This window comes from Azonexus caeni (assembly GCF_048146105.1).
In the GTDB taxonomy this organism is placed as follows: Bacteria; Pseudomonadota; Gammaproteobacteria; order Burkholderiales; family Rhodocyclaceae; genus Azonexus; species Azonexus aromaticus_B.
Map to the genome: position 1 here is coordinate 1 of NZ_JBKJAD010000036.1, position 13,231 is coordinate 13,231.

Annotated in this window: 15 protein-coding genes; 3 read left to right on the forward strand and 12 right to left on the reverse strand. The window is 67.4% G+C overall.

Features of this window, described 5'->3' with window-relative positions; genetic code table 11:
- Positions 1 to 127 precede the first annotated feature (127 nt).
- The 10 genes from ACLIIZ_RS20315 to ACLIIZ_RS20360 form a co-directional block, all read right to left on the reverse strand.
- Positions 128 to 835, reverse strand: coding sequence for a molybdate ABC transporter permease subunit (locus tag ACLIIZ_RS20315; RefSeq protein WP_416695390.1), 708 nt, complete (start codon positions 833 to 835; stop codon positions 128 to 130).
- Complete coding sequence (gene modA, locus ACLIIZ_RS20320; RefSeq protein WP_416695392.1) at positions 836 to 1,561, reverse strand: molybdate ABC transporter substrate-binding protein; 726 nt, start codon at positions 1,559 to 1,561, stop codon at positions 836 to 838.
- On the reverse strand, positions 1,534 to 2,292 hold the full coding sequence (locus ACLIIZ_RS20325; protein ID WP_416695394.1) for an ATP-binding cassette domain-containing protein: 759 nt from the start codon (positions 2,290 to 2,292) through the stop codon (positions 1,534 to 1,536). Before ACLIIZ_RS20325 ends, modA begins: the two co-directional genes overlap by 28 nt.
- Complete coding sequence (locus tag ACLIIZ_RS20330) at positions 2,273 to 2,464, reverse strand: hypothetical protein (protein ID WP_416695396.1); 192 nt, start codon at positions 2,462 to 2,464, stop codon at positions 2,273 to 2,275. The genes ACLIIZ_RS20325 and ACLIIZ_RS20330 overlap by 20 nt, the downstream gene beginning before the upstream one ends.
- Positions 2,465 to 2,480: 16 nt before the next feature.
- Entirely contained in the window at positions 2,481 to 3,788 is a 1,308-nt protein-coding gene (locus tag ACLIIZ_RS20335; RefSeq protein WP_416695398.1) for a di-heme oxidoreductase family protein, read from the reverse strand.
- Positions 3,785 to 5,077: an ABC transporter substrate-binding protein gene (locus tag ACLIIZ_RS20340; protein WP_416695400.1), complete on the reverse strand. Its 1,293-nt coding sequence runs from the start codon at positions 5,075 to 5,077 to the stop codon at positions 3,785 to 3,787. Before ACLIIZ_RS20340 ends, ACLIIZ_RS20335 begins: the two co-directional genes overlap by 4 nt.
- Position 5,078: 1 nt before the next feature.
- Positions 5,079 to 7,070, reverse strand: a complete 1,992-nt coding sequence (locus tag ACLIIZ_RS20345) for a TonB-dependent receptor plug domain-containing protein (protein WP_416695402.1) — start codon at positions 7,068 to 7,070, stop codon at positions 5,079 to 5,081.
- Positions 7,034 to 7,366: a helix-turn-helix domain-containing protein gene (locus tag ACLIIZ_RS20350; protein WP_416695404.1), complete on the reverse strand. Its 333-nt coding sequence runs from the start codon at positions 7,364 to 7,366 to the stop codon at positions 7,034 to 7,036. The genes ACLIIZ_RS20345 and ACLIIZ_RS20350 overlap by 37 nt, the downstream gene beginning before the upstream one ends.
- Positions 7,338 to 7,724, reverse strand: a complete 387-nt coding sequence (locus ACLIIZ_RS20355) for a hypothetical protein (protein WP_416695407.1) — start codon at positions 7,722 to 7,724, stop codon at positions 7,338 to 7,340. The genes ACLIIZ_RS20350 and ACLIIZ_RS20355 overlap by 29 nt, the downstream gene beginning before the upstream one ends.
- Before the next feature lie 175 nt (positions 7,725 to 7,899).
- Positions 7,900 to 8,412 carry a DUF2478 domain-containing protein gene (locus ACLIIZ_RS20360; RefSeq protein ID WP_416695409.1) on the reverse strand — a complete coding sequence of 171 codons (513 nt, stop codon included), beginning with the start codon at positions 8,410 to 8,412 and terminating at the stop codon, positions 7,900 to 7,902.
- 78 nt (positions 8,413 to 8,490) lie between these two features.
- Between ACLIIZ_RS20360 and rimO the strand changes: the two genes are divergently transcribed.
- Positions 8,491 to 9,813, forward strand: coding sequence for a 30S ribosomal protein S12 methylthiotransferase RimO (rimO, locus tag ACLIIZ_RS20365; RefSeq protein ID WP_416695411.1), 1,323 nt, complete (start codon positions 8,491 to 8,493; stop codon positions 9,811 to 9,813).
- Here rimO and ACLIIZ_RS20370 read toward each other — a convergent pair whose 3' ends face one another.
- A complete protein-coding gene (locus tag ACLIIZ_RS20370; protein ID WP_416695413.1) occupies positions 9,814 to 10,161 on the reverse strand; it encodes a DUF3024 domain-containing protein in 348 nt (115 codons plus the stop codon).
- Positions 10,162 to 10,294: 133 nt separating this feature from the next.
- Here ACLIIZ_RS20370 and ACLIIZ_RS20375 point away from each other — a divergent pair, with 133 nt between their 5' ends.
- Positions 10,295 to 11,692: an FAD-binding oxidoreductase gene (locus ACLIIZ_RS20375; protein ID WP_416695443.1), complete on the forward strand. Its 1,398-nt coding sequence runs from the start codon at positions 10,295 to 10,297 to the stop codon at positions 11,690 to 11,692.
- Here the strand turns inward: ACLIIZ_RS20375 and ACLIIZ_RS20380 are convergent.
- Positions 11,631 to 12,428: a 4-hydroxy-tetrahydrodipicolinate reductase gene (locus tag ACLIIZ_RS20380; RefSeq protein WP_416695415.1), complete on the reverse strand. Its 798-nt coding sequence runs from the start codon at positions 12,426 to 12,428 to the stop codon at positions 11,631 to 11,633. The two genes, ACLIIZ_RS20375 and ACLIIZ_RS20380, sit on opposite strands and share 62 nt — an antisense overlap.
- A gap of 370 nt (positions 12,429 to 12,798) precedes the next feature.
- On the opposite strand from ACLIIZ_RS20380, the gene ACLIIZ_RS20385 reads away from it, so the two are divergent.
- Entirely contained in the window at positions 12,799 to 13,230 is a 432-nt protein-coding gene (locus tag ACLIIZ_RS20385; protein ID WP_416695417.1) for a MarR family winged helix-turn-helix transcriptional regulator, read from the forward strand.
- The last annotated feature ends 1 nt before the right edge of the window (position 13,231 follow it).

Here is a 13,231-nt window from a genome sequence, read left to right on the forward strand (position 1 = left end):
CCTACTTTGATGGACTCAGGGTTCCACGACTCTCATAACCTCAACTTCTCGAACCGCCCGGTGCGGACCCGCATGCCGGGTGGTGTGGGAGGGGCCGGTCAGGTAATCTGGCCGCCCCTATCCCGATTCACCAGCCGAGCGGCGCGCGGGCATTGCGCCGCAGCAGGAAGAAGAGGCCGCTGCTGATCAGCCCGAGCAGCAGCGAGACGGCGGCGGCGCGCTCGAAGTCGCCGCTGGTCACCGCGTTGTAGATGTCGAGCGAGGCGGTCACCGTGCGCCCCTCGATGTTGCCGCCGAGCATCATGGTCATGCCGACTTCGCCCAGCGAGCGGCCGAGGGCGAGGATCAGGCCGCCGGCCAGTGCGTTGCGGATATTGGGCAGCAGCACGTAGCAGAAAATCTGCCACTCGTTCTTGCCCAGCGTGCGCGCCGCTTCCGGCAGGATCTTCGGCAGGCTTTCGAAAGCCGCCTGCACCGGCTTGACGACCAGCGGCAGGCCGGCGACGAAAGCGGCGATCAGCAGGCCGGAAAAGGCGAATACCGGGGCGATCCCGAACCATTGCTGGAGCACTTCGCCGAGCGGGCCGCGGCGGCCGAGCAGGAGGAGCAGCAGGAAGCCGGTCGCCATCGGCGGGAAGACCAGGGGTAGCGTCACCGCGATGTCGAGCAGGTTGCGGCCGCGCCAGCCCGGCCGTGCCAGCGCGTAGCCGAGGGCGAGGCCGCTGAGCGCGTGGAGCAGCGTGCCGGCGAGGGCGACGCGGGCGGTCAGCCACAGCATCTGCCGGTTGCCCGGCGTCGCGAACAGGTCGAGCAGCGAGGCGAGCGGCGAATCCACTCAAAGCCCGTTGCGCTTGAGGATGGCGCGGGCTTCGTCGCTTTCCAGAAAGCGGCCGAGCGCCAGGACCTCGGCCCGCTGCGCCTGCGTCCTGAGGACGCCGCCGACGATGCGGATCGGCGTATAGAGCGCGCCGTCGATTTCCTGGTAGCCGCCGATCTTTGGCGCGATGGCGAGGGCCTCGGTCAGGTTGATGAAGCCGGCGTCGATGTCGCCGGAGATCAGGTAGGCGGAAACCTGCGGCACGGTGGCGACGACCTGCAGGCGATCCTGCAGTGCCGCCTTCAACTTGCTGCGCTCCATGAACTCGCTGGCGGCGATGCCGTAGATCGCCGCCTTCGGGTTGGGCATGGCGATGCGGGCGAAGCGGGCGTCGGCCAGCTCGGCCGGGGTGCCCAGTTTGCCGCCGGTCGGCCAGGCGACGACCAGGCGGCCGTTGCCGAGCGGCAGGAAGCTGGCGAAGTCGAGCCCGTCGACACCGGCCAGGAAAGCGTGGTCGCCGAAGATGACGGCGATTTCGCCGCCTTGCTTGGTCTGCGCGACGATGTTGCCCATGTTGCCGTAGATCTGCTCGACCTTGATGCCGCTCTGTTTCTGGAAGGCGGCGCAGAGTTCGCCGACCGGGCGTTTGTAGCCGGCGCCGGCGGCGATCAGCAGGTCCTGGGCAAAGGCGGGGAGGGCGGCGGCGAGGCCGGCGATCAGCAGCAGGCGGCGAAAGAGGCGCATGACGGTTCCTTGGCGGGTGAGAGTGGATAAGACGGAAGGGAAGAGGGCGCGTCGCCGCAAACCTGGCCGCGTTGCAGGCGGACGATGCGGGCGGCGAGCTGGCAGGCTTCGTCGAGGTCGTGGCTGACCAGGATCGCGTAGTCGACCAGGGCGCTGGCGCGGACTTCCTGCAGCAGCGTCTGCATCGAGCGGCGGAGTTGCGGATCGAGCGCCGACAGCGGTTCGTCGAGCAGCAGCAGGCGCGGTGCCGAAGCCAGCGTGCGAGCCAGCGCCAGGCGCTGTTTCTGGCCGCCCGAAAGTTCGGCCGGGTAGCGCTCGGCGAGCTTGTCGAGGCCGACCAGTTCGAGCAGTTGCCCGGTCGGCAGCGCCTTGCTCTCCGGGCGGCGGGCGAAATCGACCTGGCGGCGGGCGCTCATGTGCGGGAACAGGCCGAGTTCCTGGAAGACCATGCCGGCGCGGCGCAGCCGGGTGGGCAGGCAGCTGCCCCGGCGGCTGTCGAGCCAGATCTCGTCGCCAGCGCGGATCACTCCCTCGGCGGCCGTTTCCAGTCCGGCGAGCAGGCGCAGCAGCGTCGTCTTGCCCGCTCCGGACGGCCCCTGCAGGGCCAGCCATTGGCCGGGTGGCAGGCGCAGGCTGACGTCGAGCAGCGCCTCGCCGCTGGCGAAATTGAGCGGCTTGCGCAGGGCGAAGAAAAGCTCGCCGGGGGCGGGCTCAGTCGGTAGAACGGTCATGCGCCTCTTCCTCGGTGGCTTCGATAGGCGTTCGCGCCTTCGCCAGGTCGATGATCTCGGCCGTCGGCTGCCGGCCAGCCGGCCGCCAGCCGCAACAGCAGCCGTGGGCGCGGGCGGCGGCGAGCGAGATGTCGAAGGCTTCGTCGGCGGCGGGCTCGGGTTTGTCAGCCATGATTTGCTCCGTGCGGTCAGAGGGATTGCAGGAAGGCGAGCAGCTCGGCGCGAGCATCGGCGCTGGCGGCGCGGTAACGCCGTTGCGCCACCGCCGCTTCGCCGCCGTGCCAGAGGATGGCTTCCTCGAAATTGCGGGCGCGGCCATCGTGCAGGTAGCCGACCTGTTCGTTGATCGCCGCCAGGACGCCGATTCCCCACAGCGGCGCGGTCCGCCATTGGCTGCCGGTAGCGGCGTGGTCGGGGCGGCCGTCGGCGAGGCCGGGGCCCATGTCGTGGAGCAGCAGGTCGGTGTAGGGCGCGAAACTGCGCCCGGCGAGCAGACGGAAACGGCTGGCGCCGCTGCGCAGCGTCGGGCGATGGCAGACGGCGCAGCCGAATTCGGCGAAGCGCGCGTTGCCGCGCACGACCGCCGGCTGTTCGGTGTCGCGGCGCGCCGGTGGCGCCAGGTGGGCGATGTAGAAGGTGATGTCGGCGAGCTGGGCGGCGCTCAGTTCCGGCTTGCCGCCGTCCGGTGCGCGGCGGCAGGCGGTCTGCGCCGGGCTGCAGTTCTCGTCCGGGAAGAGCGGCGAGGTGATGCTCATGTCGCCGTGGAAAGCGCCGGCGATCTGGCTGCGCAGGTCGCTGCTGTTGGCCTTGAGGCCGAAGCGGCCGGCCTGGCGGCGCGGGCCGAGGCGGTTGACGCTGCCGCGCACGCCGTCCGCCTTGGTTTCGCGCGCCATCGCCGCCAGCGTCGCCGCCGGCACCGCGTCGAGCAGGCCGAGGCCGGCGACCGGCGGGCCAACGCGCGGCGAGGTGAGGACCGGCCCCAGCTCGCCGTAGGCGAGGTCGACGAATTTCAGCAGCGGGCGGCGCAACTCGACGCGGCTGCCGTCGTCGAGGCTCAGTGTTTCGTATTGCCAATGGACTTCGGCGCGTCCCTCGCCGGGCACGCCGGGGATGCCTTCCTCGTTCAACTGCTCGCCGTACACCGGATGCGGGCGCGGCGGGTTGCCGGGAACCGAGAGGCGGACCAGCATCGTCTGCATCCGTTGCGCCGGGTTTTCCGGCGCGCCGCCGCGCCCGTTGCGCGGGTGGCAGGAAATGCAGGCGAGGCGGTTGTAGAGCGGCCCCAGTCCGTCCACCGCCTGGTCGCGGGCCGGCGCGATCACCCAGCTCTGGCGGAACAGGCTGCGACCGCGCAGGAAGCTTTCGGTCTCGTCACCGTTCATGCCGGGAATGGGGGCGGTCAGCAGGTCGCGCGGCGGGGTCGCGGCGGCGGCGAGTGCCACGGCAGCCAGACAGAGGCCGGCGGCGAGGCGATGCAGTGAGCAAGGGCGGATCATGAATTGAGGCCTTGCAACAGGCGCCGGGCTTCGTCCCGGCGGGTGGCGCAGTCGCGCTGCCAGGCGGCGAGCAGTTGCGACGTTGCCGGGTCGCGCTCGGCAAAGCGTTGCTGCAACGCCGGATCGTCGGCGGCTGCCACGGCAAGCGGCGGCGTGCCGAGCAGCCGGCGGGCGGCGGCAGCGTCGCGGCCGCTTGTCTCGGCGCGATGCAGGTCGCGCCAGAGCGCCGCCAGTTCAGCGTGCGGCGTCACCAGCATGGCGTCGAAGACGGCGCTGCTCAGTGCCAGGCGCGGCCGCGCGCGTTCGGCGTCGAAGTCCATGCCGCCGCTGGCGGCCGCGGCAAACGGGTTGAAGCCGCTGCCGGCGTAGGCGTCGGGGCGCACCGGCAGGCGCCGGATGTCGGCGTGGCGCAGCAGTTGCTGGCCAGCGGGGGAGAGGATGAAGTCGACGAAGCGGCTGGCGCCTTCCGGGTTGGGGGCGGCGCGGGTGAGCGCGATGTGCGCCGGGTTGAGCCCGGTATGCGCGGGATAGACGAAGCGGATCGGATGGCCGTTGGCGATCGCCGAATTGACGAAGAAGTCGATCGACAGGCCGACGGCGTAGCGCCCATCGGCGACCAGGTCGCTGACGAAGGTCGAGGCGCGGGCGATCGGCGCCGCGTTGCCGGCGATCTCGCTCCACAAGGCCCAGCCCTGGTCCCAGCCCCAGGCCTGCAGGACGATTTCGACCATCGGCGGCGCGTAGCCGACCTGCGACGGAATGGGCAGGGCGATCCGCCCGGCCAGCCGCGGGTCGGTGAGGTCGGGCCAGTCGGCCGGCGGCGCCACGTCATTCCTGGCGAACCAGTCGGGGACGATGGCGAAGCCGAAGCCGGCGACTTCGCTGGCGGTATAGAAGTCGGCGTGATCGCCAAGCGGCGTGTTGCCGATGCGCGCCGGCAGGCTCGCCCGGTCAATCGGCAGTCGGCGCCAGACGCCGGCCTGCGCCAGTTGCGCGAAGTTGCGCGGCGACGGCGACCAATACACATCGGCGCCGCCATGATCCGGCTGACGCAGGAAGTCGGCCGCGTCGGCGGCGTTGCGCCAGATGACGTTCAGCCGGTAGCCGGGGTTGGCCGCCTCGAAAGCGGCCTCGACGCGCGATACGAATTCGTCCGGGTAGCTGGTGACGACGGTGACCACCTGCGGCGCCGCCAGCGCGCGCGGCAGAGCGCCGCCGAGCAGCGGCCCGAGGGCGGCCAGGTGGAGCAGGCGGCGGCGCTGCCGGGAGGGAGGGGGGAGTGTATTCATCTCAGAAGCTGTAGCGCAGGTTGGCGTAGTAGATGCGGCCCGGGCTGGGGAAACCGTCCGAGGTTTCGTACTGCTTGTCGCCGGCGTTGCTGACGCCGGCTTCGAGGGCGAGTGCCGGTTGCGGACGGTAGGTGAGCTTCAGGTTGACGGTGGTGAAGCCGCCGAGCTGTTTGCTGTTCGACGCCCAGCGACCGGTCTCGCTCTCGATGTAGGGCACGGCTTCGAACTGGTCGCCGAAGCGGGCGATGGCGAAGGCGCTGAGCTTCTGGCGCGGCACGTCGGTGATCTTGATGCTCGAGTCGCTGACGTTCTTCAGGCGCAGGTAGGTGTAGTTGGCGCCGACATCGAGCCAGTTGGCGAGTGGCGTGCGCAGGCCGAGTTCGACGCCGCTGCTTTTCACTTCGCCGACGTTCTGCATCTGGCAGCGATTGACGTTGCTGCAGGCGGTGCTGCCCGGGACCAGGAAGACCGACTGGATCTTGTCGTCGATCCGGCTGTGGAAGAGCGCCGCCTCGACGCGCAGGGCGCGCCATGGCGTGCCCTGGTAGCCGATCTCGTAATTGATCGACGATTCCGGCTTGAGGTCGGGGTTTTCGACGTAGCGGCCGAAACGCAGCGAGAAGCGGTCCTTCAGCGTCGGCAGCCGGGTCTTCTCGGCGATGCTGGCGTAGAAGCGGTTTTTCGTGTCGAGGTCGAAGAAGAGCGCGGCCTGGCCGTCGGTGGCGCGCTTCTCGTCGCTGATGTCGAAAGCCGGCCAGCCGCTCTTGAAAACGTGTTCAGCCTCCAGGCTGTGCCGGGAGAGGCCGAGCGAGAGCAGCCAGCGCTGGCCGAGGCGGATGTTGTCCTCGATCGCATACGACGTCAGGACATCCTTGAACGCCTCACCGGTGACGCCGGCGCCGTCGACGCTCTTGTGCTCGTCGCTCTTGCGGCTGGCGATGAGCTTGATTTCCTGCGCCGGCAGGCGGATCGACGACAGTTCGACGGAAGCGCCGTTACTCTTGTCGTGATAGACGCTGACGCCGCTGACCGGGTTGTAGGTGGTGTAGCTGGCGTCGCTGTAGATGCGCAGGTCGTTGTCGAAAGTGTCGCGGAACAGGCGGACCTTGAGCATTTCCTTGTCGCCCAGCGCGGTGCGCGAGACGAAGTAGAGGCTTTCCTTGTCCCAGTACGGCCACTGCCAGTAGCGGGCGGCGGCCGGGTCGGTCGATGGCGGCTGGCCTTTTTCGCCATCCTGGCGGTAGTAGCTGAGCGCGTATTCGTCGGTGGCGTTCGGCGTCAGGCCGAGCTTGAGCGATACCTTGCTGTCGCGGTGCGCCGAGTTCTCGCGGTGGCCGCCGTTTTCCGTCGTCGTCGCCGAAAAGCCCGAGGACATCGGGAAATAGTCCGCCGCGTCGTAGGACAGCCCGGCCTGGGCGTACCACAGGCCCTGGTTGGTGCCGACGTTGGCGGCGGCTCGCCGTTCGTGGCCGGAACCGATACCGAGGCTGACATCGCCCTCGAATTTGCGCGTCGGCTTGCGCGAGATCAGGTTGATCGCGCCACCCAGCGTGTTCGGGCCGAAGGCGACCGAGCTGAAGCCTTTGACCACCTGGATCGCTGACAGGTCGGCGGTGGTGAAGCGGTTCATGTCGACGTAGCCGTCGTAGGGAACGTAAACCGGGATGCCGTCGATGAACAGCGGCGCCTGGCGGGCGTCGTAGCCGCGCAGATACACCATCTTCTCGTTACGCGAGTTGGTGCTGATGCTGACGCCGGAGAGCAGGTTGACCGCGTCGCCGACATTGGTCCGGCTGAAGCGTTCGATCTCTTCGGCGCTGATCACCGAGGACACCTGTTCGGCTTCGATTTCTCCGCTCGGCGAGCGCTCGCCGGTGACCTGGACGGTGCCCAGTTCGAACAGCGAAGAATCGGCGTGCGCCGGTAGCGCGCAAGCCGCGGCGACGGCGGCGGCGATCAGGCGTGGCTGGATAGCGTGTTTGACGAATTGCATTGAAGACCCCCGTTTTTGTGAATGGATGTTTTTTCGTCAGCGGCCGACGGCGCGGCGCCGATGTACAGTTCGTGCGCCACGCCGTCGATCTCGGCGATCAGGCGCAGGGTGCCGCCGAGGCCGGCGACGTAGCGGCGCAGCGTCGACAGGCGCATGTCTTCCTGGTGTTCGATCTTGGCGACGCAGGGTTGGCTGACGCCGAGCAGGCCGGCGATTTCCACCTGCGAAACGCCCAGCCAGCGGCGTAGTTCGCCGATGCCCGGGGCGTCAGCGGGGGGCGTCGGGGTGAATGGCATAGAAATCTCCGTTCTTGCTGCCGGGGTCGGGCTGGGTATTGCGCAGCACCAGCCAGCGTCCGTCGTGCAGGCGCCAGGCGGTCATTTCCTCGGCCAGAGCGACGGTTTCGTAAAACTCTTCATCGTCGTCGCTCGTCAGGCGGGTCAATGTGAACTGGTGGGTGATGAAGCAGGGGCGCGCGTCCTCGTCGTAGCCGATGGTTCGCTCGGCGAGCATTTCGTATTCGCGATAACGCCGGAAATACAGCGGCCGGTCGACGGCTTCGCGCCATTCGGTGGGCAGCAGTCGCAGCCAGTCGACCGCGGCTTCCGGGTCGGTGGCGAGACGGCGTTGCGGGTCCGGTTGCGACAGATACATCGTTGGTGCCTCGTTTGGAAATATAGCAACATATATAGCGATTGACGGCTGTACAGCAAAAGTGGTGCCAGGGTTTTATGGGGTGTTTCGCTGCTGAAGCGTGTTGGCTTCGCTACGATATGTTGTAGTGTATATAACGATTGTCGGGTAACCGCCAATGGCGGTCAATAAAAGCTCAGGCGGCGAACCAGTCGTTCAGCGCGGCAGCATCCGGCGGCAGTTCGCGGGCGATGCCGCCGGTGAAGTGGCGCCAGCTTTCAAGGTGGGAGGGGGAAGTGACAGTAAGCACCGGAATGCCGCTGCTCATCACCTGCAGCATCTCGGCGGCGAAGCCTTCCCCGTGGCTTTCCAGCTTGGAAAAACGGTTGAAGATCGCCAGGTCGGCGCCTTCGTCGGCGATCCGTCGCATCACCGCGGTCGCCTCGGCGAGTGCCGCGGTGTCCAGGGAACAGGCGTTCGACTGGCTGCCGAGTTGCTGCGAAATCGGGTAGCGACGGCCGTCTTCGATGTCGATCAGGCTGTGCTGGCAGCAACTGTCGTCGGCATGGCTTTCCTGCAGCAGCCCGCGCACCCGCACGCCGCGCCGGCGCAGGTCGGCGACGAAGTCGCGCAGAAGGGCATCGGCGCTGCCGGTGGCGACGACGATGGTGGCGATCGGTGGCAGTTCGGGGTCGGCGCTTGGCATCATGGCGCGATTTTACCCGGCGTTTCCCCATAAAATACGCGTTTTCTCCGCCGGCCCCGCCGGTCAAGTCTGGAATCCCGCATGACACAAATTCAGAAAGTGCCGACCGTCGGCTTCGTTTCCCTCGGCTGCCCGAAGGCCGGCTCCGATGCCGAACTGATCCTCACCCGCCTGCGCGCCGAGGGTTACGAAATCTCCCCCAGCTACGACGATTCCGACCTGGTCATCGTCAATACCTGCGGCTTCATCGACGCCGCCGTCGAGGAATCGCTCGACGCCATCGGCGAGGCGCTGAACGAGAACGGCAAGGTGATCGTCACCGGCTGCCTCGGCGCCAAGGGCGACATCGTCCAGACGACGCACCCGTCGGTGCTCGCCGTCACCGGCCCGCACGCGATGGAAGAGGTGATGGGCCACGTGCACCAGCACCTGCCGAAGCCGCACGACCCGTATTCCGACCTCGTGCCGCCGCAGGGCATCCGCCTGACGCCGGCGCACTTCGCTTACCTGAAGATTTCCGAAGGCTGCAACCACAGTTGCACCTTCTGCATCATTCCGTCGCTGCGCGGCCCGCTCGTCTCGCGCCCGGTCGGCGACGTGCTGGCCGAGGCCGAGAACCTGGCCCGCGCCGGGGTCAAGGAAATCCTCGTCATCTCGCAGGACACCAGCGCCTACGGCGTCGACCTCAAGTACCGCACCAGCTTCTGGGGCGGCCGGCCGGTGAAGACGCGCCTGAAGGAGTTGTGCGACGCGCTTGCCTCCTTCGGCATCTGGGTCCGCCTGCACTACGTTTATCCCTATCCCTCGGTCGACGACGTCATCCCGCTGATGGCCGAAGGCAAGATCCTGCCTTACCTCGACGTCCCCTTCCAGCACGCCAGCCCGAAGATCCTGAAGGCGATGAAGCGCCCCGGTTCGAGCGAGAACACGCTGGAACGCATCGCCAAGTGGCGCGAAATCTGCCCGGAAATCGTCATCCGTTCGACTTTCATCACCGGCTTCCCCGGCGAGACCGACGAGGATTTCGACCAACTGATCCAGTTCCTCGAAGACGCCAAGCTCGACCGCGTCGGCTGCTTCGCCTACTCGCCGGTTGAGGGTGCCACCGCCAACGAACTGCCCGGCCTGCCGCCGGAAGACGTGCGCGAGGACCGCCGGCGCTGGCTGATGCAGGTGCAGGAAGACATTTCCGCCGACAAGCTGGCGGCGAAGATCGACACGGTGATCGAAGTGCTGGTCGACGAAGTCGATGACGAAGGGACGATCGCCCGCTCCAAGGCCGACGCGCCGGAAATCGACGGCGTGGTTTACCTCGACGGTTTCTTCGACGCCCAGCCCGGCGATTTCCTCAAGGTCCGCGTCATCGACGCCGACCACCACGACCTCTACGCCCAGCCTGCCTGATCAGGACCAGAAGACGCCCTCGGCGTCTTCGTCGAGCAGCGCCAGCAGGCGGCGCAGCTCGCGCTCCGGGCGGTGCGAATACTGCCGCCACGCCGAATGGCCGCCGAAGCTCGGCGCATCGAGCAGCCAGGTGCCGGAACCCAGGTTGTAGCGGAAGCGCGCGATGTCGAGGTGGATCCACTGCCCGGCATGCTGCGGCGAAGGCCGCGATTCGTAGAGGACGACGGCGTCGTCCTCGAAGCGCAGATCGAGGCGGACGCTTTCCCGCAGCTCGGGTGGATAGCGTTGCTCGCAGTAGGCGGCGAGGCGATTGCGGGCAAGGTGCTGGGCGAGGACGGGCAGGGGCATGGGAGCGCGGTCTTGGTTATGAACGAATCATAGCGGTTGGGCCGCTGCCGGGAAAGCGTTTGACGCCTCGGCGCCGCCTGCCGAGAATGCGCTTTGCGCCGCCATCGGCGGCAATTGACGGAAATACGACGTGATGCAGGCTTTGCTCGACAACTTGCGCGAACTGCTGGGACCGGACAGGGTGCTCAGTGAAGCGGCCGCCATGGCGCCGATGCTGACCGACTGGCGCGGCCGTTACCGCGGTCGCGCCCTGTGCGTGGTCCAGCCCGGCAGCAGCGCCGAAGTCGCCGCCGTCGTCCGTGCCTGCGTCGCCGCCGGTGCGCCGATCGTGCCGCAGGGCGGCAACACCAGCCTGTGCGGCGCGGCGACGCCGGACGACAGCGGGCGGGCGGTGGTGGTCAGCCTGTCCCGGATCAACCGCATCCTCGCCGTCGACGCGCAGAACAACACGATCACCGTCGAAGCCGGCTGCACGCTGGCCGCCGTCCAGGACGCGGCACGCGCCGCCGGCCGCCTCTTTCCGCTGGCACTGGCGTCGGAAGGGACGTGCCAGATCGGCGGCAACCTGTCGACCAACGCCGGCGGCGTCCAGGTGCTGCGCTACGGCAACACCCGCGAACTGACGCTGGGGCTGCAGGTGGTGCTGCCCGGCGGCGAGCTGTGGGACGGCCTGCGCGGCCTGCGCAAGGACAACACCGGCTACGACCTCAAGCAGCTCTTCATCGGCGCCGAAGGCACGCTCGGCATCATCACCGCCGCCGTGCTCAAGCTCTTCCCCTTGCCCAAGACGCAGACCACCTGCTGGCTCAACGTCGCCACGCCGGCCGCCGCGGTCGAATTGCTGAACCGCGCGCGCAGCGCCTTCGACGCGCAACTGACCGCCTTCGAACTGGTTTCCGAAACGGCGCTCGGTTTGGTGCTGCGCCACATCCCCGGCGCCCGGCGGCCGGCGGCGGCCAGTCCGTGGTATGTGCTGGCCGAGTTTTCCGATGCCCACCCGGCGGCGGTCGAGCGCTGGCTGGCCGACTGCCTGGCCAGCGGCGCCGTCGCCGACGGCACTGTCGCCGCCAGCGACAGCCAGGCGCGGGCGCTGTGGGCGCTGCGCGAGGCCATCTCGGAAGCGCAGAAGATCGAAGGCGTCAGCATCAAGCACGACGTCGCCGTGCCGGTCTCGCGCATCCCGGATTTCCTCTGCCGCGCCGATGCCGCGCTGGCGGCGGCCTTTCCCGGCATCCGCGTGGTCGCCTTCGGCCATGTCGGCGACGGCAACCTGCACTACAACCTGTCGAAGCCGGATGCCGCCGACAACGCCGCCTTCCTCGCCTGCCTGCCGGAGGTCAACCGCATCGTGCACGATACGGTGCATGCGCTGGACGGCACGATCTCCGCCGAGCACGGGATCGGCCAGTTGAAGCGCGAGGAAATCCTGCGTTACAAGTCGGCCGTCGAAATCGAGCTGATGCGGACCATCAGGCAGGCGCTCGATCCGCTGGGACTGATGAATCCAGGGAAACTGCCGGGGCCGCGCTGAGCGTCTCCTCGAGCAGCAGTTCTTCGCGGATCACCCGCATCAGCAGCTTGTCCTGCGTGTAAAAGCCGGTCGCGCAGCGCGACAGTTGTTCGATCGCAAAGGCCGCGCCGGTGCCGAAGGCCTCGCGGCGGATCGAGTCGTGGATCAGGCGCACGGTCTGGTAGGGGAAACCGAAGATCACTTCGTGGTGGCCGACGATGCCGCCCAGGCGCAGCGAGGTGATGCGCTCGTCGTCGACGTCGAGCACCTCGGCAATGCGTCTCGCCGTGCCGGAGACTTCCGGCTTGTCGCGGAAATGCTGCTCGACGATCTCGACATCGGCGAAGGGCGCGATGCGGCGCAGTATCTGCGCCGCCAGCAGCAGGAAGTTGATGCCCAGCGTGATGTTGGGCGACGACATGATGCGGATGTCGCGACCGAGGTCGCGGATGTAATCCAGGGTTTCCGGCGGATAGCCGGAAATCGCCGTCACCACCATGATGCCGCGCTGGCGCACGGCTTCGCCATAGCTGAGGACGGCTTGCGGGTTCGAAAAGTCGATGATTCCGTCGACCGGGTGGGCATCCAGCCAGGCGCCGAAGCTGTCCGCTTCAAGCTTCACGACGGGCAGGTCGTCAATGCTCTCGGCGGACGAACCGCGTGCCACCCAGCACAACTCGAAACGCGGATCTTCCCGCAGGACGCTGGCAACGGCCTGTCCAGCCTTCCCGTAACCAACGAGTCCGATCTTGATCATGGTTTCTCCTCCAAATGCAGTTTGCGATCTCCAGGCCGCCCCGGTTGTCGGGCGACGAAAAGCGGTACGTCCCGGTTGGGGGCGTTCATGTACGTTCTTTGACGCATCTCGGGCGCCGGCAAAAGGTGCGGCGCGCGCTGCTGGGCGACGGGCGGAAAAAAAAGGGGGGTTGCACCCCCCAATGGAAAACCTCGTCGAAAAGGAATGGGGTTATGACCTAAGTTACAACTCCATTGGCGCTCAATATAATTGAGGCTTAAAATTCGCGCAATACTATTATTTGAAAGTACCAGTTTTGAACGCTTTGAGTAGCTCCAGGGAGCAGCGGGTCATTGATGTCCTGCAACAGTTCCGTCTGATTTACGGGTCCATGCGCCGGCATTTCCGGCTGGTCGAAGAACGCTGCGGCATGTCCGGTTCGCAGATGTGGGTGTTGCAGGAGGTGCAGCGTTCGCCGGGTATCGGCATCGGCGAACTCGCCGAGCGCATGGGCGTTCACCAGTCCACGTGCAGCCAGTTGGTAGACAAGCTGGTGGCTCAGGATTGCCTCGACAAGCGCAAGAAGACGGGCGATCAGCGCCGGGTCGGCCTGCAGTTGACCGAGCGCGGTCACGAGGCCCTGGCCGCTTTGCCCGGTCCGGCCGAAGGCGTCGTTCCGGAAGCCCTGGCGGCGGTGCCGGAAGTCGTCCTGAAAACATTGCAGATCAATCTTGCGGAGCTGCTGCAGCATATCCCTGGCAAGGACGAGAAATACGCCAACATGCCGCTGGCCGACATGGTCCGCAATAACGAAGGAGATTGAT